Source organism: Streptomyces sp. NPDC002640 (assembly GCF_053592575.1).
In genome coordinates this window covers 40,317-61,011 of sequence record NZ_JBSFVZ010000015.1, presented here as the reverse complement: position 1 = coordinate 61,011, position 20,695 = coordinate 40,317, and the positions used below count along the sequence as shown (strand labels likewise).

General features: G+C 72.9%; 21 protein-coding genes. 16 read left to right on the top strand and 5 right to left on the bottom strand.

What is annotated here, in order from left to right:
• Window positions 1-9: 9 nt before the first annotated feature.
• A complete protein-coding gene (locus tag ACWD3O_RS20310) occupies window positions 10-1,059 on the bottom strand; it encodes a metal ABC transporter substrate-binding protein (RefSeq protein ID WP_451416833.1) in 1,050 nt (349 codons plus the stop codon).
• Window positions 1,060-1,298: 239 nt separating this feature from the next.
• Between ACWD3O_RS20310 and ACWD3O_RS20305 the strand changes: the two genes are divergently transcribed.
• Window positions 1,299-2,681 carry a glycine--tRNA ligase gene (locus ACWD3O_RS20305; protein WP_451409835.1) on the top strand — a complete coding sequence of 461 codons (1,383 nt, stop codon included), beginning with the start codon at window positions 1,299-1,301 and terminating at the stop codon, window positions 2,679-2,681.
• A gap of 193 nt (window positions 2,682-2,874) precedes the next feature.
• Here ACWD3O_RS20305 and ACWD3O_RS20300 read toward each other — a convergent pair whose 3' ends face one another.
• Window positions 2,875-3,288: a VOC family protein gene (locus ACWD3O_RS20300; RefSeq protein ID WP_451416832.1), complete on the bottom strand. Its 414-nt coding sequence runs from the start codon at window positions 3,286-3,288 to the stop codon at window positions 2,875-2,877.
• A gap of 628 nt (window positions 3,289-3,916) precedes the next feature.
• On the opposite strand from ACWD3O_RS20300, the gene ACWD3O_RS20295 reads away from it, so the two are divergent.
• Window positions 3,917-5,263, top strand: coding sequence for an RICIN domain-containing protein (locus tag ACWD3O_RS20295; protein WP_451416831.1), 1,347 nt, complete (start codon window positions 3,917-3,919; stop codon window positions 5,261-5,263).
• Between the two features lie 110 nt (window positions 5,264-5,373).
• On the opposite strand, the gene ACWD3O_RS20290 is transcribed toward ACWD3O_RS20295, so the two are convergent.
• Complete coding sequence (locus ACWD3O_RS20290; RefSeq protein ID WP_451409838.1) at window positions 5,374-5,880, bottom strand: ATP-binding protein; 507 nt, start codon at window positions 5,878-5,880, stop codon at window positions 5,374-5,376.
• Between the two features lie 105 nt (window positions 5,881-5,985).
• On the opposite strand from ACWD3O_RS20290, the gene ACWD3O_RS20285 reads away from it, so the two are divergent.
• The 14 genes from ACWD3O_RS20285 to ACWD3O_RS20220 all read left to right on the top strand — a co-directional run bounded on the left by ACWD3O_RS20285 (window position 5,986) and on the right by ACWD3O_RS20220 (window position 18,475).
• A complete protein-coding gene (locus tag ACWD3O_RS20285) occupies window positions 5,986-6,822 on the top strand; it encodes a helix-turn-helix domain-containing protein (protein WP_451416830.1) in 837 nt (278 codons plus the stop codon).
• A complete protein-coding gene (locus tag ACWD3O_RS20280) occupies window positions 6,819-7,028 on the top strand; it encodes a DUF397 domain-containing protein (RefSeq protein WP_451416829.1) in 210 nt (69 codons plus the stop codon). Before ACWD3O_RS20285 ends, ACWD3O_RS20280 begins: the two co-directional genes overlap by 4 nt.
• A 180-nt stretch (window positions 7,029-7,208) precedes the next feature.
• Entirely contained in the window at window positions 7,209-7,760 is a 552-nt protein-coding gene (locus tag ACWD3O_RS20275) for an EF-hand domain-containing protein (RefSeq protein ID WP_451409841.1), read from the top strand.
• Between the two features lie 232 nt (window positions 7,761-7,992).
• Entirely contained in the window at window positions 7,993-9,474 is a 1,482-nt protein-coding gene (locus tag ACWD3O_RS20270) for an aldehyde dehydrogenase (RefSeq protein WP_451416828.1), read from the top strand.
• A gap of 73 nt (window positions 9,475-9,547) precedes the next feature.
• Window positions 9,548-10,528 carry a VOC family protein gene (locus tag ACWD3O_RS20265; protein ID WP_451416827.1) on the top strand — a complete coding sequence of 327 codons (981 nt, stop codon included), beginning with the start codon at window positions 9,548-9,550 and terminating at the stop codon, window positions 10,526-10,528.
• A complete protein-coding gene (locus ACWD3O_RS20260; RefSeq protein WP_451409844.1) occupies window positions 10,525-11,331 on the top strand; it encodes an aspartate dehydrogenase domain-containing protein in 807 nt (268 codons plus the stop codon). Before ACWD3O_RS20265 ends, ACWD3O_RS20260 begins: the two co-directional genes overlap by 4 nt.
• Before the next feature lie 221 nt (window positions 11,332-11,552).
• Window positions 11,553-12,374, top strand: coding sequence for an alpha/beta fold hydrolase (locus ACWD3O_RS20255; protein ID WP_451416826.1), 822 nt, complete (start codon window positions 11,553-11,555; stop codon window positions 12,372-12,374).
• Window positions 12,375-12,408: 34 nt separating this feature from the next.
• On the top strand, window positions 12,409-12,930 hold the full coding sequence (locus ACWD3O_RS20250; protein ID WP_451416825.1) for a cupin domain-containing protein: 522 nt from the start codon (window positions 12,409-12,411) through the stop codon (window positions 12,928-12,930).
• On the top strand, window positions 12,923-13,675 hold the full coding sequence (locus ACWD3O_RS20245) for an SDR family oxidoreductase (protein ID WP_451416824.1): 753 nt from the start codon (window positions 12,923-12,925) through the stop codon (window positions 13,673-13,675). Before ACWD3O_RS20250 ends, ACWD3O_RS20245 begins: the two co-directional genes overlap by 8 nt.
• Window positions 13,676-13,726: 51 nt before the next feature.
• Window positions 13,727-14,497, top strand: a complete 771-nt coding sequence (locus ACWD3O_RS20240; RefSeq protein WP_356131409.1) for an SDR family oxidoreductase — start codon at window positions 13,727-13,729, stop codon at window positions 14,495-14,497.
• Window positions 14,498-14,518: 21 nt separating this feature from the next.
• Complete coding sequence (locus ACWD3O_RS20235; RefSeq protein WP_451416823.1) at window positions 14,519-16,171, top strand: thiamine pyrophosphate-binding protein; 1,653 nt, start codon at window positions 14,519-14,521, stop codon at window positions 16,169-16,171.
• Between the two features lie 61 nt (window positions 16,172-16,232).
• Window positions 16,233-17,156, top strand: a complete 924-nt coding sequence (locus ACWD3O_RS20230) for a PDR/VanB family oxidoreductase (RefSeq protein ID WP_451410030.1) — start codon at window positions 16,233-16,235, stop codon at window positions 17,154-17,156.
• A gap of 57 nt (window positions 17,157-17,213) precedes the next feature.
• The gene (locus ACWD3O_RS20225; RefSeq protein WP_451409849.1) at window positions 17,214-17,432 is read left to right on the top strand and encodes a recombinase-like helix-turn-helix domain-containing protein; all 219 of its coding nucleotides are present in this window, start codon (window positions 17,214-17,216) and stop codon (window positions 17,430-17,432) included.
• 5 nt (window positions 17,433-17,437) lie between these two features.
• A complete protein-coding gene (locus ACWD3O_RS20220) occupies window positions 17,438-18,475 on the top strand; it encodes a Rieske 2Fe-2S domain-containing protein (RefSeq protein ID WP_451409850.1) in 1,038 nt (345 codons plus the stop codon).
• A gap of 108 nt (window positions 18,476-18,583) precedes the next feature.
• On the opposite strand, the gene ACWD3O_RS20215 is transcribed toward ACWD3O_RS20220, so the two are convergent.
• The gene (locus ACWD3O_RS20215) at window positions 18,584-19,108 is read right to left on the bottom strand and encodes a MarR family winged helix-turn-helix transcriptional regulator (RefSeq protein ID WP_451409851.1); all 525 of its coding nucleotides are present in this window, start codon (window positions 19,106-19,108) and stop codon (window positions 18,584-18,586) included.
• Window positions 19,109-19,243: 135 nt separating this feature from the next.
• A complete protein-coding gene (locus tag ACWD3O_RS20210) occupies window positions 19,244-20,614 on the bottom strand; it encodes an MFS transporter (RefSeq protein WP_451409852.1) in 1,371 nt (456 codons plus the stop codon).
• Between the last annotated feature and the right edge of the window lie 81 nt (window positions 20,615-20,695).

Genomic DNA, 20,695 nt, shown 5'->3' with positions numbered 1-20,695 from the left:
GCTGAGGGGTCACTGGGCTCCGAGGGCCTTCCGCAGCGCCTCGAGGTTGGACTCCATGACCTGGAAGTAGTCGTCGCCGCGGGACTTCTCGGTGATGCCCTCGAGCGGGTCGAGCACGTCGGTCCGCAGACCGGTGTCCTGGGCGAGGGTCTTCGCCGTGCGGTCGCTGACCAGCGTCTCGTAGAAGACGGTGGTGACGCCGTCCTCCTCCGCGATGTGCTGGAGCTCCTTGACGCGGGCGCCGCTGGGCTCGGACTCGGGGTCGAGGCCGGTGATGGACTCCTCGATCAGGCCGTACGCCTCGGCGAGGTACCCGAAGGCGGAGTGGTTGGTGAGGAAGACGTCGGTCTTCCGGTCCTTCAGGCCGGTCTCGAACTTCTTGTCCAGCGCGTCGAGGCGGTTCACCAGGTCCTCGGTGTTGGCCCGGTAGTCGGCCGCGTGGTCGGGGTCGGCCTTCTGGAAGGCCTTGGAGACGCCCTGGGCGACCTCGGCGTACTTGGCCGGGTCCAGCCAGACGTGCGGGTCCTGGGCGCCGGCGGCGTGGGAGTGGCCGTGGTCGTGGCCCTCGTGCTCGTCGGCGTGCTCGTCCGCGTGTTCCTCGGCGTGCTCGTCCGCGTGTTCCTCGGCGTGCTCGTCCGCGTGCTCGTCGGCGTGCTCCTTCGAGCCGTCGACCTCGGCGCCGTGCTCGCGCAGCTCGGTGAGGGCGGCGGCGTCGACCTTCGCGGGGCCCTCGGTCTGGGCGACGGCCTCGTCGACGGCGGGCTGCAGGCCCTTCAGGTAGAGGACCGCGTCCGCCTCGGTGAGCGCGGCGGTCTGCCGGGCGGTGATCTCCAGGTCGTGCGGCTCCTGGCCGGGCTCGACCAGCGTGGAGACGTTGACGTTCTTCCCGCCGATCTCCTCGGCGAGGAAGGCCATGGGATAGAACGACGCGACGACGTCGAACTTCTCGGTGTTCTTGCCTATGGCCGTGGCGTCGCCGGAGCAGGCGGTCAGGGCGGTCGCGCCCAGGACCGCGGCGGTGGCGGCGGCGGTCGAGGATATGAGTCGTCGGACGTTCATGACTCTCATTTTCAACTAATATGGAAACCGTTGTCAACAACGGTGGTCAAAGCCACACGAAGGGGCCGGATGGGGTGAGTCGCTCGCCCGTGCGCGTCCCCGGGGCGGAACCGATTTGATCGGGGGGCAGTCCCCGCCGGTAACCTGAGGCATTCGCTGTGAAGCAAAGCTCCGAGGGGCCGGTGCGGCAGCCGCCGGCCGGGTCCTTCGCCGCCCGTCGTCGTAATGAAGAGAGCACCGTGGCCGCCGACAAGATCGACACCATCGTCAGCCTGAGCAAGCGCCGTGGCTTCGTATTCCCCTGCAGTGAGATCTACGGCGGCCAGCGCGCCGCCTGGGACTACGGGCACCTGGGTGTCGAGCTCAAGGAGAACATCAAGCGCCAGTGGTGGCGCTACATGGTGACCTCCCGCGAGGACGTCGTCGGTATCGACTCCTCCGTGATCCTCGCCCCCGAGGTCTGGGTCGCCTCCGGCCACGTCGCCACCTTCTCGGACCCCCTCACCGAGTGCACCTCCTGCCACAAGCGGTTCCGCGCGGACCACCTGGAGGAGGCCTTCGAGGAGAAGAAGGGCCGCGCCCCCGAGAACGGCCTGGCCGACATCAACTGCCCCAACTGCGGCGTGAAGGGCCAGTTCACCGAGCCCAAGCAGTTCTCCGGCATGCTCTCCACCCACCTCGGCCCGACCCAGGACAGCGGCTCCGTCGCCTACCTGCGTCCCGAGACCGCCCAGGGCATCTTCACCAACTACGCCCAGGTGCAGACCTCCGCGCGCCGCAAGCCGCCGTTCGGCATCGCCCAGATGGGCAAGTCCTTCCGCAACGAGATCACGCCCGGCAACTTCATCTTCCGGACCCGCGAGTTCGAGCAGATGGAGATGGAGTTCTTCGTCAAGCCGGGCGAGGACGAGAAGTGGCAGGAGTACTGGATGGAGCAGCGCTGGAACTGGTACACCGGCCTGGGTCTCCGTGAGGAGAACATGCGCTGGTACGAGCACCCGCAGGAGAAGCTCTCCCACTACTCCAAGCGCACCGCCGACATCGAGTACCGCTTCCAGTTCGGCGGCAGCGAGTGGGGCGAGCTCGAGGGCGTCGCCAACCGCACCGACTACGACCTCACCGCGCACTCGAAGGCGTCCGGCCAGGCCCTGGAGTACTACGACCAGGAGGCCAACGAGCGCTACACGCCGTACGTCATCGAGCCCGCGGCCGGTGTCGGCCGCACGCTGCTGGCCTTCCTCCTCGACGCCTACGTCGAGGACGAGGCGCCCAACGCCAAGGGCAAGATGGAGAAGCGCACGGTGCTGCGCCTCGACCACCGCATCGCCCCGGTGAAGGCCGCCGTGCTGCCGCTCTCCCGCAACGCCGAGCTCTCGCCGAAGGCGAAGGGCCTCGCCCAGGCGCTGCGCCAGCACTGGAACATCGAGTTCGACGACGCGGGCGCCATCGGCCGCCGCTACCGCCGCCAGGACGAGATCGGCACGCCGTTCTGCGTCACCGTCGACTTCGACACCCTCGACGACAACGCGGTGACCGTGCGCGAGCGCGACACCATGAAGCAGGAGCGGGTCTCCCTCGACCAGATCGAGGGCTACCTCGCCGCGCGCCTGATCGGCTGCTGAGCACCGCCTCCGCCTCCGAACGCACGCACCGGGCCCCGGCCCGCCCCTTCGCGGGGCGGGACCGGGGCCCGTCCGTGTCCCGCGGAGCCGTGCGCCGGGGCGCGGTGCCCGGCGGGGCCGGCTGCCGCTCCGGTCCGGGGAGCGTCCGCTCGTGCCGCGGCCGAGGCCCCCGGCCTCCGTGGCGGGAGGGCCGTCAGTCCGCGTGCCGGTCCAGGTAGTGCGCGCGTCCCTCGTCGTCGAGGCCGACGGAGCCGTCGGGACCGTCGGGGATGACGCAGAACTCGTTGCCCTCGGGGTCCGCCATCACGAGGAACCCGCCGTCGTCGTACTCATGCAGCCGACGCCCGCCGAGCCCTTCGATGCGCCGCTGCTCGGCGGCGGGATCCGAGGCCGCGATGTCGACGTGAACCCGGTTCTTGCCCGGCTGCCGGGGCGCGGCCGCCCGCTGGAAGCCGACGACGAGATCGTCCTGGCGGCCCAGCCAGACGTAGGGGCCCGTCCGCCCCGCCACCGGCCGGCCGAGCACCTCCGCCCAGAACCCGGCGAGCCGCTCCGGGTCGGCGGCGTCCACGATCACGGCCTTGATCTGCATGGATGAGTTCGTCACCCGGGGCTTCTTCCCGCAACGGCGCTCCGCACGACTGCCGGCCCGCGAACTCCACGCACTCGGCCTCGTCCCCTCCCGCGCCGTCACGCCGGTGCGGGGCCACGGAAAGTCCGGCGGTGCGGTCCTGTGCGACGCGAGTTTCGGACAGCGGGCGGCACAACGGGCGGCACGCTCGATTTCGTTGACTTTCGGAGCTGCGACGCCCTCGGTGACCCGGGCAAAAGCGGCGCATGCCCGGCTAGGCGCCACGGCGGTATCGCCTTTCGTCGGAATTTCGCCGCACCTTCCGCTCACCTGAAGAGAACCCCCGTCACCTGACCGCTCACAGCCGGGGAAAGGGCGGTCCCGAGTTGCCGAATTCCACGATTGACACTCCGTCACCCCGAATTTACGGTCCTTTCAGTCGCCGAACGCCGACGTGAACCTGAACGCCGGTGGCCGGCCGCCCGGTCCCGGCGGCCGGCCGGAAGCCGCACCGGCACCGCGACGCCCGGACCGCGCCCGACCCCGGAGCAGTCCCCCCACGTGGCCCCCACCCACCGGGCCCTCCGCCGACCGGCCCGCACCCACAGGACCTCCGGCCCCGGACCTCCCCCTTCCCCCCACGTCCGACAAGGAGCACGCGCACATGGCCGTGAACCGACGCACATTCCTGGGCCTGGGCGCCGCGGCCGGAGCCGTGGCCGCCGCCCACCTGCACGGCGCCACCGCGGCCTCGGCCGCCACCTCCGCCCCGGCGGCGGCCGCCGCCGCGCCGACCCAGCGCTTCGCCATCGGCGTGCGGGAGTACTCCTGGGCACGCGGAAGCCGCCGGCTGACCACCCGGATCTTCTACCCCGCCACCGGCACGCCCGGCGGTGCTCCGGTCGTCAACGCTCCCGTCGCCGACGGCGTCTTCCCGGTCTGCGAGTTCAGCCACGGCCTCGGCGGCAACCCGGAGAGCTACGCGCCGCTGATCCGTCCGCTGGCCGAGGCCGGATTCGTCGTCCCCGCGCCCGTCTTCCCCACCACCTCGAGCGGCACCGCGGGCAACGTCCAGGACGTCTACAACGGCAACCAGTCCCTGGACGTCTCGCAGGTCATCACCAACACCCTCGCCCTCCACACCACCGCCGGCGACCCGCTCGCCGGTCACCTCGACACCGGCGCCGGCGTCGGCGTCGCCGGCCACTCACTGGGCGGCATGACCACCCACGGGCTGCTGACCGCCTGGCCCGACAGCCGGATCGCCGCCGCCGTCCCCTTCGCCTGCGTCGACATGGGCAACCCCAGCAGCACCGTCGCCGCGAAGGTCCTCTTCGTCCACGGCGACCAGGACACCCTCACCCAGTACTCCTCCGCCCGCCAGGCGTACGCGGAACTGCCCGCGCCCAAGGCGTTCCTCACCCACCGCGGCGCGGCGCACGACGAGTACATCTGGAGCGGCTACAACCACACCCAGACCGTCGCCACCTACGTGGACTGGATGCGCTGGAGTCTCTACGCCGACACCGCCGCCCGCGACCGCCTGGCCTCCGACGCCACGTCGGGCACCTCCACCACCAGCTGGGAAGCGGCCCTCACCCCGTCGGCCCCCGCCGGTCCGGTGGTCGGCCTCCGCTGCCGGGCCAACAGCCAGTACGTGTGCGCGGAGAACGCCGGCGCCAACCCGCTCGTCGCCAACCGGGCCGCCCTGGGCGACTGGGAGCGGTTCGACCTGGTCGACCTCGGCGGGGGCGCCGTCGCCCTGCGCGCCCGCGTCAACGGCCGGTACGTCTGCGCGGAGAACGCCGGCAGCGGCTCACTCATCGCCAACCGCACCTCCGTCGGGCCCTGGGAGACGTTCCAGCGCGTGAACAACTCCGACGGCAGCGTCAGCCTGCGCGCCCAGGTCAACAACCGGTACGTCACGGCCGGCAGCGGCGGCGGCAGCCCGCTCACCGCCGCCGGCACCACCATCGGTGCCTCCGAGTCCTTCGGGCTCGTCACCGCCTGAGACGTCGCGCCTCCCGGAGGACGAGGAGACGCCGGCCGAGGCCCTCCACCGGGGCCCCGGCCGGCGGCGGCCCAGGCGATCGCCGTGCCGACCGCCCAAGGGGCGTGGCCTCACGGGGTGTGCGGGATCTCCGCCCAGACGAACTTGCCCAGCGGCCTCGGGCCGACCCCCCAGCGGCCGTCCGAGAGGGCGGCGACGATGTGCAGGCCGTTGCCGTGGTTGCGCCGCTGCCGGTCCGCGGCGCCGCGGAGCCAGGGCCGGCGGCGGCTCGGGTCGTGGACCTCGACCCGCACGTGGTCCGCGGTCACGAGGACGGTCACGCCGATCAGGTCGTCGTCGCGCGCGCCGTACTTCACCGCGTTGGTCGCCAGCTCGGAGGTCACCAGCCCCACCGCGTCCAGGAGTTCGGGCGAGGGGTCCGGCACCTCCTCGCGGACGCGGTCCACGGCGAACCGGCGGGCGAGGCGCACGGAGGCGGTCTCGCGGGGGAGGATCAGATCGACGGGGCGATGCGCGGACTCACTCGTGCGGCTGATTCGCCGGACGGCCGGGACGACGGGCGGACCGGCCTCGTCGGGACGTTCCCGCAGGTACGAGGGCATGCGGTCGGCGACCACGGCGACTCCTCTGGGTAACGGAGCGACTACCAGGGCGGCCCAGCGTGTCCTAGAGTCGGCCTTCCCTCAACTTTGCGAAAGTGGACGGAAGATTGGTGCGCGCCCGTGAACGTCAAGGAGCTGAACCCCGAGAGCTCGCCCGCCGCGGCCTTCGGCGCACGTCTGCGGGCCGTGCGGGAAGCGCGCGGATGGAAGCAGGAAGACCTGGCGGAGCGGATGGAGTACTCCAGCACGCACATCTCCTCCGTGGAAACCGGTCGCAAATTTCCAACCTTGCGCTTTTCGCGCAGTGCCGACCGGGCCTTCGGCACCGCTGACGGGGCCGAGTCGTTCGAGCGGCTCTCGCGGGAGCTGCGGCACGGCAGCCTGCTGGAGGGCTTCCCCGAGTTCCTGGCCTACGAGAGCCGGGCGGTGGAGATCCGGCTGTACGAAGTGGGCGTGATCCCGGGGCTGTTGCAGACCCGGGAGTACGCGACGGTGCTGGCGGAGAGCGCGGTCGCGCGCGGCGCCATCGGCCCGGAGCAGGCGGACGAGCGGATCGCCCTGGTCGCGGAGCGCCAGGCGGCCCTGCAGCGGCGCCACCGGCCGCTGGTGTTCGTGGTGCTGGACGAGAGCTGCCTGCGGCGGCCGATCGGCGGCCCGGAGGTCATGGCGGCGCAGTTCGACCACCTGCTCCACTTCGCCGAGCTGCCCAACACGGTGCTGCAGGTCGCCGAGTTCACGATGGGGCACCGGCGGCCGTTCAATTTGCCGGTCACCATCCTCACGCTCGCGGACCGGACGCTGATGTCCTACGCCGAGTCCGCCCAGCGGGGCCATCTGGAGCGGGAAAGCCGCTCGGTACTGCCCGTGCTGACGGCCTACCATCAGCTTCAGGCCGAAGCGCTGTCCCAGGCGGACTCCGTCGCCCTGGTCAGCCAGCTACGAAAGGGCACCCTGTGACGACCGAATCCCCGCGTTGGGTCACGTCCTCCTACAGTGACAACGGCGGCCAGTGCGTCGAGGTCGCGGCGAACCTCGCCGCCTCGCGCGGCGTCGTCCCCGTCCGTGACTCGAAGAATCCCGCCGGCCCGGTCGTGGCCGTGCCGGCCGCCTCGTTCGCCTGCTTCGTGGCGGGGGTCAAGGCCGGGGCGTTCGACGCCGCCTGACCGGTGCGGAAAGGGGCCCCACCGCGCACGCGCGCGGTGGGGCCCCTTCGCGTGCGGCCGGGTTCCCGCCCCGGCCCATGATCACCGGATCGAGTGCACTTGGGCCGCGTTCGCCCCGTTCGGCGGTGATCCGTCCCATGCTGGGGAGCGGCAGGACAAGATCACGAAAGGGACCGCCCCATGACCACCGTCGCGCAGGACGTCATCACCACCAAGCTGGAGCGCAGCTTCGACGCCATGGACGACAACCAGGACGGCTACCTGGACTGGACGGACTACCAGAAGCTCGGGGACCGCTACATCCAGGCCTACCGCCTCGACAAGAACGACCGCCGCGCCCGGGCCATCCAGACCTTCTGCCAGATCTACTGGCTGGAGCTGCTGCGGCACTCCGGCGTGGACGGCGACCGGCTCACCAAGGACCAGTTCGTCACCGCCAACCGGCTGGCCGTGGTCGACACCAGCCGGCTCAACGTCACCGAGGGTGGCGGCCACGCGATCTTCGACGTCATCGACGTCGACGGGGACAACGAGATCGGCAAGGACGAGTTCGTCCGCTTCCTGCGGGACGTCTGGCGGAGCGAGGCGCCGGAAGCGCTGGACGCCTTCGACAGGCTGGACACCGACGGGGACGGGGCCGTCTCCCGTCACGAGTTCATCCGCGCCGTGCGCGAGCACTACCTGTCCAACGACCCGGAGGCGCCGGGCAGCCTGTTCTTCGGCCGCGTCTGACAGTCCCCGCTCCGTTCCCGCTCCATCCCCGTTCCGTCCCCGCTCCTTCCACGGCTCCTCCACGGCCGCCGCCCGGGTCCGCCCGGCGGCGGCCGTCGCCGTGGGCCGATTTCGACGGGCACCCTTGCGCCGAGATATTTAAGGGGTTAGCTTTTCAGTACCAAGTGATCAGGGGGTGAAGGACCACCTGATCGCCCGTGGCCCAGTGCCAGGACGCCCAGGAGGAGACGCCATGACCGAGCTGGTTCTGCCGCCGGACGAGGCGCTGATCGCCGGGCGCTGGCGCACCGGGGCGGGCGCGGCCACCGAGGTCGTCGACCCGGCGACCGGCCGGGTGCTCACCACGCTGCACGCCGCCTCCCCCGAAGACGTGGACGCCGCGGCCCGGGGCGCCGCCCGGGCCGCGGCGGACCCCGCCTGGCGCGACCTCGCCCCGCACCTGAGGGCCCGCTTCCTGCACCGGATCGCCGAGCTGATCGACGCGGACGCGGACCGCCTGTCGGCGATCCAGACCGCCGACACCGGCAAGACCCGCGCCGAGACCCGCGCCCTGGCGGCCAGCGCCGCCGGCACCTTCCGGTACGCCGCCGCGCTGCTGGAGACCGCGGAGGACGCCGTCACCCCCTCGCGCGGCGCCTACGTCACCGTCACCACGCACGAGCCGATCGGCGTGGTCGGCGCGATCGCCCCGTGGAACTCGCCGATCGCCTCCGACGCGCAGAAGATCGCCCCCGCCCTCGCGGCCGGCAACGGCGTGCTGCTGAAGCCCGCCGACTGGACGCCGCTGACCTCGCTGGCCCTCGGCCGGCTGATCACCGACAGCGGACTGCCGGAAGGGCTGGTCTCCGTGCTGCCGGGCCGGGGCAGCGTGGTCGGCGACGCGATCGTCAGACACCCGCTGGTCGGCAAGGTCACCTTCACCGGCGGCACCGCCACCGGCCGGGGCGTGGCGCACGCCGCGGCGGAGAAGCTGATCCCCGTCTCGCTGGAACTCGGCGGCAAGTCGCCCACCGTCGTCCTGGAGGACGCCGACGTCGAACAGGCACTCGCGGGCGTGATGTTCGGGATCTTCTCCTCCAGCGGGCAGTCCTGCATCGCCGGTTCGCGGCTCTTCGTGGCGCGGGCGGTCTACGACGAGTTCGTGGGCGAACTGGTCGAGCGGACGCGGAAGTTGCGCGTCGGGCCCGGCACCGACCCGGACACCCAGGTCGCGCCGATGGTGCACCGCCGGCACCGCGACCAGGTCGCCGCCTACGTCGACCTCGCCCGCGAGGAGGGCGCCCGGGTGCTGTGCGGGGGAGCCGTGCCGGAGGGCGAGCGGTACGCCCGGGGGGCGTACTACCTGCCCACCGTCCTCGACGGCCTGCCCGCCGACGCCCGGACCTGCCAGGAGGAGATCTTCGGCCCGGTGCTGGTCTGCCTGCCGTTCGACGACGAGGAGGACCTGGTCCGCCAGGCCAACTCCACCGTCTACGGCCTGGCCTGCGGCATCTGGACCCGCGACCTGGCCCGCGCCTGGCGGATCGCCCGCCGGATCGAGGCCGGCACGGTCTGGATCAACACCTACAAGCAGTTCAGCTCCAGCACCCCCTTCACCGGGTGGAAGGAGAGCGGGCTCGGCAGCGAGAAGGGCCGCGACTGGCTGCGCGGCTACCAGCGGGAGAAGTCGCTGTACTTCGGCACCGACCCCGCTCCGCTGCCCTGGGCCTCCTGACCGGCCGCCCCCGCACCCGTACCGCCCCGTTCGACGATCCAACGATCAGACGATCAGATCCAGGAGAGACGGCATGTCCGAGACGGCCCTCCAGCGGCCCCCCGTCGCGCGGCTGCGCAAGCTGCGCGCCGTGGAGCTCCTCGTCCCGACGCTCACCGAGTCCGCCGACTTCTACTCCGAGGTCTGGGGGCTGGAGACCGTCGACGCCGACACCGACGCCGCCTGGCTGCGCGGTACCGGCGAGGAGCACCACGTGCTGCGGCTGAGCCGCGCCGACCGGGTCGGCCTCGGCCGGATCGCGTTCGCCGTGGGCTCCCCGGCGGAGGTCGACGAGGCGGCCCGGCGGCTGCTGGCCCGTTCCATCGTGCCGGTGTCCGGCCCCGGCCCGCTGGAGCAGGCCGGCGGCGGGTACGGCGTGCGGTTCACCGACCCGGAGGGGCGGCTGATCGAGATCAGCGCCCTGGTCGAGGCGGTCCCGGAGCGCGGCCGGCAGGCGGCGGTGCCGGTCGGCGTCACCCACACCGTGCTCAACACCACCGACATCGACGCCGCCGTCGCCTTCTACTGCGACGTGCTCGGCATGCGGGTCTCCGACTGGTCCGAGCACCAGATGGCGTTCCTGCGGGTCAACGCCGACCACCACTGCATCGCCTTCAACCAGGCCGACTGGACCTCGCTCAACCACGTCGCCTACGAGATGGACTCCGTCGACCACTTCATGCGCGGCCTCGGCCGGCTGCGGCACCACGGCATCACGCCCAAGTGGGGTCCGGGCCGCCACGGGCCCGGCGACAACACCTTCTCCTACTTCACCGACCCGGCCGGGCTGGTCTGCGAGTACACCTCCGAGGTCGCGCAGATCGTCGAGGACCGCTGGATCGCCAGGGTGTGGCGCCGGGTGCCCGAGCTGTCCGACACCTGGGGCACCGCGGGCCCGCCGAGCAAGGAGATCCGCTGCCACATGGCGGGCACGCCCGACCCCGGGCCGCTCGCCCCGCCCGTCGACGCCGTCGTGGCCCCGGCCGCGGACGAGACCTCCGGGGTGACCGCGTGAGCGCCGCGCGGCCGACCGTGCTGCGGATCGGCGTGGTCGGCTGGGGCGCCATCGGCCGGGTGGTCGGCACCGCCCTGGCCGCGGGCGAGGTGCCGGGCGCCGAGCTCACCCGCGTGATCGACAACCGGCCCCGGCCCGAGGCCGCCGCCCCCCAGTGCCCGATCACCGAGGCGCTGGAGGTCTGCGACCTGATCGTCGAGGCGGCCGGACAGGGGTTCGTCCGCGAGTGGGGCGCGCGCATCCTCGCCTCCGGCACCGACCTGCTGGTGGCCTCCACCGGCGCCCTCACCGACGACGCGCTCGCCGCGGAACTCCACGCGGCCGGTCCCGGCCGGGTCTACTTCACCGGCGGCGCCGTCGGCGGCCTGGACCTGCTCCAGGCGGTGCGCGGCCTCGGCGAGCTGACCGAGGTCCGGCTCACCACCACCAAGCTGCCGGCCACCCTCGAACAGCCGTGGATGGACGAGGAGTTGCTGGGCCGGATGCGCGGCGCCGACGGGCCGGTGGAGGTCATGTGCGCCACCGCCCGCGAGGTCCCGGCCCGGTTCCCGCGCTCCACCAACGTGGCCGCCTCGGTGGCCCTCGCGGTGGGCGACCCGGACAAGGTCGAGGTGCGGGTGATCGCCGACCCGGCCGCCGTCCTCACCCGCCACGTCGTCGAGGCCGCCGGGCCGCACGGCCACTACCGCTTCGAGGTCAACCACGCGCCCGACCCGGGCAACCCGGCCACCAGCCGGGTCGTCCCGCACGCGGTCCTGCGCGGCATCGGCGCCCTCACCGGACGGAAGGGACAGATCCTGTGACCCCGGCCCCGAACCCCGCCCCGGCCCCGGCCTCGAACCCCGCCCCGGCGACCCCCGCCCCGGCCCCGGCTCCGAACCCGGCCCCGGCGACCTCGACCTCGACCCCGATCCCAGCTCCGGCCCCGGCCCCGGCTTCGAACCCCGCCCCGGCGACCTCGACCCCGGCCCCGATCCCAGCTCCGGACCCGGCCCCGGCTCCTACCGGGACCGCGGCGGCGACGGTGGCGGCCACGACGGCGACGACCGCGACGGCGGCGCGGACGCCGGTGCACGTCGAGGAGGCCGGTGAGGCCGGACCGCTGGTGCTCTGCCTGCACGGCATCGGCTCCTCCTCCGCCTCCTTCGCCGCCCAGCTCGACGGCCTCGCCCCGGTCGCCCGGGTGGTCGCCTGGGACGCCCCCGGCTACGGCAGGTCACCCGACCCCGACGGCCCGCTCACGCTCGACGACTACGCGGACACCGCGGCCCGGCTGATCGCCGAGCGCGGCGGCAGCGCCCATGTCGTCGGCGTCTCCTGGGGCGGCGTGATCGCCATGCGGCTCGCCGTGCGCCACCCCGGCCTGGTCGCCAGCCTGGTGATCGCCGACTCCACCCGGGGCTCCGGCACCGACCCCGAGAAGGCCGCCGCCATGCGGGAGCGCGGCGCGCAGCTCGCCGAGGCCGGCCCGCGCGCCTTCGCCGAACAGCGCGCCCCGCGCCTGCTCTCGCCCGGCGCCCCGCCCGAACAGGTCCGCAGGGCCGTGGACATCATGGCCGACGCGATCCGCCTCCCCGGCTACGCCCACGCCGCCGAGTCCATGGCCGCCACCGACCTCACCGGGGAGCTGGAGCGGATCTCCGCCCCCGCCCTGGTGCTGTGCGGCGAGGACGACCGGATCACCGGCATCGCGGAGAGCCAGGTCATCGCCGGGGCGATGCGGCGCGGCGTCTTCGTGATCATGTCCGACGCCGGCCACCTGGCCAACCAGGAGCAGCCCGCCGCCTTCAACGACTGGGTCCGGGCCCACCTCAGGATCGCCGCCCGGCTCCCCGAGTCCGACTGACCACCACCCCACACCCACCGAGACAGGAGCAGTCATGCCTCTCACCACCACCGAGTACGACAACGGCGGAGACCTGGCCAAGTACACCGACCGGCTCATCGCGACCAAGGACTCCCGCGAGCCCGACTGGGGCACCCTCTCCTTCCAGGAGAAGGCCGGCCCGCAGTACAAGCGCGCGCAGATCCGCTACGTCGGCTCCGGCGCCACCGGCAACCACGAGAACGACTCCCGGATCCTCCCGTCCGGCGGCTTCACCTTCTCCAACATGCTGCTGCCCCCGGGCGCCGAGGGCCCCGCCCACACCCACCACGACGTCGAGGAGGCCTTCTTCGTCCTGGAGGGCCAGGTCCGCGTCGGCATCCACCGCGGCCCCGACGAGGTCGAGTACCGCACCCTCGGCTACCGCGACATGATCGTCGTCCCGGCCGGCGTGACCCGCTCGCTGAAGAACGAGGGCGACACCGACGCCTTGTTCTGCGTGATCATCGGCACGCAGAAGCCGCAGGTGCCGACCTACCCGGAGTACTCCCCGCTGTACGGCGTCACCCGTGACTGAGCGGCGCACCGTCGTCGTCACCGGCGCCGGCCGTGGCCTCGGACTGGCCACGGCCCGCCGGGCCGGCGAGGACGGATTCCGCGTCGTCGTCGCCGAACTCCTCGCCGAGCGGGGCGAGAAGGCAGTCGCGGAACTGCGGGCCGACGGCCTGGAGGCCGAGTTCGTCCGCTGCGACGTCGCCGACCCGGCGTCGGTGGCGCAGATGGCCGCCGAGGTGCGGGACCTGACCGGCGGGACGCTGTACGGCCTGGTCAACAACGCGGGCCTGGCGGACGCCGTGGGCGGCCGGTACTTCCACGAGATCGAGGTCGAGGACTTCGACCGGATCATGACGGTCAACGCCCGCGGCCCCTGGCTGGTCGCCCGCGCGCTGCTCCCGCTGATGCTGGCCAACGGCACCGGCCGCATCGTCAACGTCGCCTCGGACGCCGCCCTGTACGGCTCGCCGCGGCTCGCGCACTACATCTCGTCCAAGGGCGCGCTGATCGCCCTCACCCGGGCGATGGCCCGCGAGACCGGCGACCACGGGATCACCGTCAACGCCGTCGCCCCCGGGCTCACCGAGAGCGAGTCCACCGAGCGGATCCCCGTGGAACGGCACGAGCTGTACCGGCTCAACCGGGCCGTCTCCCGCCCCCAGCGGCCGGACGACCTCACCGGACCCATCGCCTTCCTGCTCTCCGAGGAGTCCCGCTACCTCACCGGCCAGACCGTCGCCGTCAACGGCGGCTTCACGATGCACTGACCCCTCCGCACCGATCCCCTCCGCACCGATCCCCCTCCAGGAGACAGCACGATGGATCTCGGACTCACCGGCCGCACGGTGCTGGTCACCGGCGGCAGCTCCGGCGTCGGCCTCGCCACCGTCCGGATGCTGCTCGACGAGGGCGCCCAGGTCGCCACCTGCGGCCGGCGGGCCGAGGCCCTGGAACGGATCGGCGCCCACGAACGCCTCCACACCGCCGTCTGCGACGTCCGCGACGCCGACGCCGTCACCCGCATGGTCGACGGCGTGCGGGAACGCTTCGGCGGACTGGACGGCCTCGTCAACAACGCCGGGCAGTCCCGGATGAAGCCGTTCGCCGAGTGCACCACCGAGGACTGGCGCGACGAGCTGGAGCTCAAGTTCGACGGCGTCCTCAACCCGCTCAAGGCGGCGCTGCCCCTGCTGCGCCGCTCCGACGCGGCCGCCGTGGTCAACATCAACGCGGTGCTGGCCAAGGAGCCCTCGCCGCGCCTGATCACCACCAGCGCCGCCCGCGCCGGCATCCTCAACCTCTCCAAGTCGCTCTCCCGGGAACTCGCCCCCGACGGCGTCCGGGTCAACTCGGTCTGCCTCGGCCTGATCGACACCGGCCAGTGGGAACGCCGGTACACGGCCTCCGGGACGGACCGGACGTACGACGAGTGGCAGTCCTCCCTCGCCGCCGACCGGGGCATCGCGCTCGGCCGCCTCGGCCGCGCCGAGGAGGTCGCCTACGCCGTCACCGGCCTGCTCTCCCCGCGCGCCTCCTACATCACCGGCATCAGCGTCGACGTCTGCGGCGGCATCAGCCACGCCGCCTGAGCACCCTCCCAGGAGCCCACCATGACCACCCCCAACGGCGGCGACCTGCTGGTCGCCACGCTCCGCGCGCTCGGCGTCGACACCGTCTTCGGCATCGTCAGCGTGCACAACCTGCCGCTGGTCGAGGCCGTCGACCGCGACCTCAGGTTCGTGCCCGTGCGGCACGAGGCGAGCGCCGTCAACGCCGCCGACGCCTACGGCCGGGCCCGCGGCACCCTCGGCTGCGCCCTCACCTCCACCGGCACCGGCGCGGGCAACGCGGCCGGCTCGCTGATCGAGGCCCTCTCCGCCGGCGCCTCGGTCCTCCACGTCACCGGCCAGATCGACAGCGAGTACCTCGGCCAGGGCCGCGGCTTCATCCACGAGACCAAGGACCAACTCGGCATGCTGACCGCGGTCTCGGCGTACGCCGCCACCGTCACCGACGCCGCCGACGCCGGCCGGATCCTGCGCGAGGCCGCGGCCGCCGCGCTCGCCGCGCCCGGCGGCCCCGCCAGCGTCGAGTGGCCCATCGACCTGCAGTACGCCCCCCAGACCCCGGCGGACCCGGACGGCACCCTCACCGGAGCGCACACCGCCCCGGTGCCGTCCGCCGCCCGACTCGACGCCGCCGCGGCCCTGCTGGCCGACGCGCGTCGTCCCCTGGTGTGGGCCGGAGGAGGGGCGGCCCGTGCGGGGGCCGAGCTCTCCGCGATCCTGGACACCCTGGGGGCGGGCCTGCTCACCTCCAACTCCGGACGCGGCGCCGTTCCCGAGGACGACCCCCGGGTCGTCGGGAACTTCGCCTCCGGCCCCACCGGGCGCGCCCTGCTCGCCGAGGCGGACGTCCTCCTCACCGTCGGCACCCACTTCCGCTCCAACGAGACCTCCGACTACCGCCTCCGGATCCCCGAGGCGCACGTCCAGATCGACATCGACCCCGCCGCCCTCGGCCGGACCTACCCCGCCGCGCACGCCCTGCACGGCGACGCCGCCCAGGTGCTGGGCGCCCTCGCCGAACGCCTCGCCGTCCGGGACCGGAACACCGAACCCGGCTGGGGAGAACGGGTCCGCGAGGCCCGCGAGAGTGCCCGCGCCGCGCTCCGCGACGGCATCGGCCCGCAGGCCGCGATCCTCGACGCGCTCACCGCCGCCCTGCCGCGCCGCGCCGTGATCGCCCGCGACGTCACCATCCCGTCGTCCAGCTGGGGCAACCGCCTGCTGCCGATCCACGACCCGCGCGACAACGTCTTCCCGCGCGGCGGCGGCATCGGCCAGGGCCTCGGCATGGGCATCGGCGCCGCCCTCGCCCACCCCGAGCGGCCCACCGTGGTCATCGCCGGCGACGGCGGCCTCGCCGTCCACCTCGGCGAACTCCTCACCCTGGCGCAGGAGAGGCCCCGCCTCACCCTGCTCGTCTTCAACGACGGCGGGTACGGCGTGCTCCGCAACATGCAGGACGCGCACTTCGACCGCCGCTCCGGCGTCGACCTCGCCACCCCCGACTTCGGGCTGCTGGCCCGCGCCGCCGGGCTGCCGTACGCCCGGATCGCCTCCGAGGCCGACGCCGGACCGGTGATCAAGGAGGCCGTCGACAGCGACGGCCCCACCCTGGTCGAGGTCGACCTCACCGCCCTCGGCCCGATGAAGAACCCGTTCACCCCGCCGGTCTCCATCCCCGGCCGGAACCAGTAGAAGGAGGACGGCCGTGAACGCCACCCCGCAGGAGACACGGATCGACCTTCTGGTGCACCGGATGACCTGGGAGGCCGACGACGTGCTGTCGGTCGACCTGGTCCACCCCGAGGGCAAGCCCCTCCCGGCCTGGACCCCCGGCGCCCACATCGACGTCCACCTGGGCGGCCTGATCCGCCAGTACAGCCTCTGCGGCGACCCCGCCGACACCGGCCGCTACCGGATCGGCGTGCTCAGGGAACCGTCCTCGCGCGGCGGTTCGTCCCACGTGCACGCCGCGCTGCGCCCCGGGCAGACGGTCACCGTCAAGGGCCCGCGCAACCACTTCGCCCTGGACGACGCCCCCGCGTACCTGTTCGTGGCCGGCGGCATCGGCATCACCCCGGTCCTCGCCCAGGTCCGCGAAGCCGCGGCCCGCGGCCGGGAGTGGAAGCTCTGGCACGGCGGGCGTTCGCGGGCCTCCATGGCCTTCGGCGCCGAACTCGCCGAACTCGCCGCGCGCGGCGGCACGGTGACCCTCCACCCGCAGGACGAGCACGGCCACCTCGACCTGCCCGCCATCCTCGCCGAGGCCGGCCCGGACACCCTCGTCTACTGCTGCGGCCCCGAACCGCTGCTGGCCGCCATCGAGGCCGCCTGCGAGGAACGCGGCCTGCGCGACCGGCTGCGCCTGGAGCGCTTCGCCGCGGTGAAGGCGCCCGCGCCGGAGGGCGGCGAGAACACCTTCGAGGTCAGCTGCGCCCGCAGCGGCGTCACCGTCCCGGTGGGCGCCGACGAGTCGATCGTCGACGCCCTGGAGAAGGCCGGCGTCGCCGTGGAGACCTCCTGCCGCGACGGCATCTGCGGCACCTGCGAGACCCGCGTCCTCGACGGCACCCCCGACCACCGGGACATGCTGCTCAGCTCCGACGAGCAGGCCGCCGGCGGCTCGATGATGATCTGCGTCTCCCGCTGCGCCTCCGCCCGCTTGGTGCTGGACATCTGAGTCCGCGCGACTCTGCCCGACCCCTCCTGACTTCCACCCCGTTCACCGGAGTTACCCATGACGACCCGCTATGTCGTGGTGCACCAGACCCGCACCCACGAGCCCACCGAGTACGAGCTCAAACTGGCAGGCGCCCTCGAAGAGGTCTACGCCCGCCACGGCCACGGCCTCGCCGACGTGGTGGAGGGGCTCAACCGCAGCAGCGTGTACCCGCCGGACGGACAGCCCTGGACCGAGGAGTCGTTCCAGGCCGAGATGAAGCGCCTGGGAGCGTGACGACCATGCCGACCATGCCGACCGCGACTGTCGAGGAACTGGCCGAGCGGATCCACGCGACCGGCCTGCGCAACCAGTGGTACCCGATCCTGCCGTCCCACCACGTGGCCGCCGGCTCGATGCGGCGGGTGACGCGCTGGAACGAGCCCTGGCTGCTGTTCCGCCGCCCGTCCGGCGAGCTCCACATGATCGCCGACCGCTGCCCGCACCGCAGCGCGCCGCTCTCGCTCGGCCAGCACCTCGGCGACCGGGTGGCCTGCCTCTACCACGGCGTGCAGGTGGACGGCTCCGGCACCGTGGTCTCCGTGCCCGGCCTGCCCGGCTGCAACCTGGAGGGCAAGCAGCTCGTGCGCTCGCTGCCGGTCCAGGAGCACTGCGGCGCGATCTTCGCCTACTGGGGCGACGAGCAGCACCCCGAGCCGCCGGAGCTGGTCCTGCCCGACCGGCTCGCCGACCCGCAGACCGCGCACTTCCTCAACTACGCGGAGTGGGGCGCCCCGTGGCGCTTCTACGTCGACAACGTGCTCGACCCGATGCACGGCGCCTTCCTCCACGGCCACTCGCACTCCATGTCGGGCGGCGCCAAGTCGGCCCGGTTCCGCATCCGGGAGACCGGCCGCGGCTTCTTCTTCGAGAAGACCGACCAGGTCGGCGTGAACTTCGACTGGGTCGAGTTCGGCCGCACCGGCGTCGACTGGGTCGACCTGGAGATCCCCTACCAGCCCTACGCCGGGCCGGGCGGCGCCTTCGGCATCGTCGGCATGGTCGTGCCGGTCACCGACACCGAGTGCGCGGTCTTCCACTGGCGCACCCGCGCCGTCCAGGGCTGGGAGCGCGACTCCTGGCGCTTCCTGTACCGGACGACCCTCGAGGCCCGCCACCACGAGGTGCTGGAGCAGGACCGGGTGATGCTGGAGGGCATGCCGGCCGACGGCGACGTGGGGGAGAACCTGTACCAGCACGACCTGGGGGTGGTGCGGATCCGGCGCCTGTACCGCGCCGAGGCCACCCGCCAGGCCGAAGCCCTTCTGAACCCGGCCTGACCCCCCGCCTGCACTTGTCCTGAGCCCCCCGGCCCCCGGAACCGCCCCTCGGCGGTTGCGGGGGCCCGCGGCGTTGTGTGGTGTGGGGGGTGGGGAGTGGGGTGCCGGTCAGGTGTCCTGGGCGTCGGCCAGGGAGCGTTCCAGCTTCTGGAGGAGGGCGGCGAGCTGGGTGCGCTCCTTGGGCTTGAGCGCCGCGAGCATGCGCCGCTCGTTGTCGAGGTGCTCGGCGAAGAGGCGGTCGATGAGCTGCAGGCCCGCCGGGGTGAGCCGGCAGTGCACCACACGGCGGTCCTTGGTGTCCCGCTCGCGGACGATCAGCCCCTCGCCCTCCAGCCGGTCCAGCCGGAGCGTGACGCCCGCGGAGGAGACCAGGCTGGTGGCCGCCAGTTCCCCGGCGGTGAGCCGGTACGGCTCACCGGAGCGCCGCAGCGCGGCCAGCACGTCGAAGCCCGCCAGCGACAGCCCCGCCGCGGCCACCGGCCGGTTGGTCTGCGCCTGGTAGAGCAGGAAGGAGCGGTGCAGCCGCCCCAGCACCTCGATCGGCGACGGGTCGAGGTCCGGCCGTTCGCGGTGCCACTCCTCGATGATGCGCGACACGGCGTCCGCGTCGGTCCCGTGAACCCTGCCGGCCACAGTGATCTCCTCCCGGTCTTCTTACCGGTGAAAAACTACTCCCTTAACGGACCCGCCGGATACGCCCCGGCGCGCGCGAAGGGCCGGACGGTCCCGGCTTCGGGACGTCCGGCCCTTCGCGCGCCGTGGGACGGCTCAGGCGTTGAGCTCCTCCAGCGTCTTCCCCTTGGTCTCCACCGCGAAGCAGGCAACCACCGCGCCCACGCCGGCGACCACCGCGAGCTGGACGAAGACCATGCGCAGGTCCGCCCCGGAGGCGATGATCGCGCCGACCGCGACCGGTCCGAGGATCACGCCCAGGCGGTTCCAGACGCCGCCGAACGCCGCGCCCTTGGCGCGGTTGCCCGTCGGGTACAGCTCCGGCGAGTACAGGTACAGCGAGGCGTTGATCACGAAGATGAAGAAGGTGGTGCAGGACGCGAACAGCGCGACCTGCCCGCTGGAGGTGGCGCCCGCCACCGCGAGGCCGGCCAGCGCCGCCGCCGTGCCGATCAGCGCGGTCAGCAGCAGCGGCCTGCGGCCGATGCGGTCGACCACCAGGGCGGCGATCAGCGTGCCGATCAGGCCGGTGGCGTTGCTGAGCAGCGAGTAGACCAGCGCCGTGGTGAGGTCCAGGCCGAACTGCTTGGTGTACAGCGACGGCAGCCAGGTCGAGATGCCGTGGTTGACGTAGTAGGCGACGAACCACATGGTCGACAGGATGGCGGTACGGCGCAGGTAGCGGCCCTGGAAGATCTCCCGGAGCCGGCCCCGGGACTCCTCGGCGGCGATGTCCGGGCCGGGCTTCGGCAGCGGCTCACCGGTCGAGGCGGCGACCTCCTCCTCGATCCGGGTAAGGACCGCGTCGGCCTCCTCCAGACGGCCCTGGGAGGCCAGCCAGCGCGGCGACTCCGGCACCTTGCGCACCAGGACCAGCGCCAGCAGGACCGGCAGGCCGCCGATCAGGAACATCGCCTGCCAGCCCAGGTTGGGCACCACCCACACGGCGGTCAGCGAGGCCGCGGAGAGGCCGGCCGGGAAGATCAGCTCGTAGAGCAGGACCAGCTTGCCGCGGCTGTCGGAGCGGGCGATCTCGTTGATGTAGGTGGCCGCGATCGGGACCACGCCGCCGATGCCGATGCCCTGGAGGAAGCGGAACAGGGCGAACATCTCGATGTTCGGCGAGGCCGCCACCGCGATGCTGGCGAGACCCGTGAGGAACACGCCGAGGGCGACCGTGCGTACCCGGCCGATCCGGTCGCCGAGCCAGCCGGCGACGAACGCGCCCAGCAGCATGCCCACGGAGGCGGCCGTGACGGCGAAGGTGGCCTGGGCGGTGGACAGGTTCCAGTGCTCGGTCAGGACGGGCAGGGCGGAGGCGGCGAGCAGCTGGTCGAATGCCTCGAAGAAGGTGACGGCACCGATGAGGAAACGGACCTTGACGTGCCAGCGGGAGTGCGGCAGCCGCTCCAGCCTCGCGGCGATGGAGCCGGCGCCCACCGCTTCTTTCGTTGCCACGGTCGTCATGGGAATCCTTCCGCGAACAAGCGGGAGTCAGCAGGGATGCGGCGACACTAGAGCCGGTTATCTAAGCGGTCAATAATTTGG

Bases quoted from the DNA above. Each gene is read 5' to 3' on its own strand.
- ACWD3O_RS20310 (WP_451416833.1), bottom strand. From the start codon at position 1,059: ATGAACGTCCGACGACTCATATCCTCGACCGCCGCCGCCACCGCCGCG.
- ACWD3O_RS20295 (WP_451416831.1), top strand. From the start codon at position 3,917: ATGGCCGTGAACCGACGCACATTCCTGGGCCTGGGCGCCGCGGCCGGA.
- ACWD3O_RS20275 (WP_451409841.1), top strand. From the start codon at position 7,209: ATGACCACCGTCGCGCAGGACGTCATCACCACCAAGCTGGAGCGCAGC.
- ACWD3O_RS20270 (WP_451416828.1), top strand. From the start codon at position 7,993: ATGACCGAGCTGGTTCTGCCGCCGGACGAGGCGCTGATCGCCGGGCGC.
- ACWD3O_RS20265 (WP_451416827.1), top strand. From the start codon at position 9,548: ATGTCCGAGACGGCCCTCCAGCGGCCCCCCGTCGCGCGGCTGCGCAAG.
- ACWD3O_RS20250 (WP_451416825.1), top strand. From the start codon at position 12,409: ATGCCTCTCACCACCACCGAGTACGACAACGGCGGAGACCTGGCCAAG.
- ACWD3O_RS20240 (WP_356131409.1), top strand. From the start codon at position 13,727: ATGGATCTCGGACTCACCGGCCGCACGGTGCTGGTCACCGGCGGCAGC.
- ACWD3O_RS20235 (WP_451416823.1), top strand. From the start codon at position 14,519: ATGACCACCCCCAACGGCGGCGACCTGCTGGTCGCCACGCTCCGCGCG.
- ACWD3O_RS20230 (WP_451410030.1), top strand. From the start codon at position 16,233: ATGACCTGGGAGGCCGACGACGTGCTGTCGGTCGACCTGGTCCACCCC.
- ACWD3O_RS20225 (WP_451409849.1), top strand. From the start codon at position 17,214: ATGACGACCCGCTATGTCGTGGTGCACCAGACCCGCACCCACGAGCCC.
- ACWD3O_RS20220 (WP_451409850.1), top strand. From the start codon at position 17,438: ATGCCGACCATGCCGACCGCGACTGTCGAGGAACTGGCCGAGCGGATC.
- ACWD3O_RS20210 (WP_451409852.1), bottom strand. From the start codon at position 20,614: ATGACGACCGTGGCAACGAAAGAAGCGGTGGGCGCCGGCTCCATCGCC.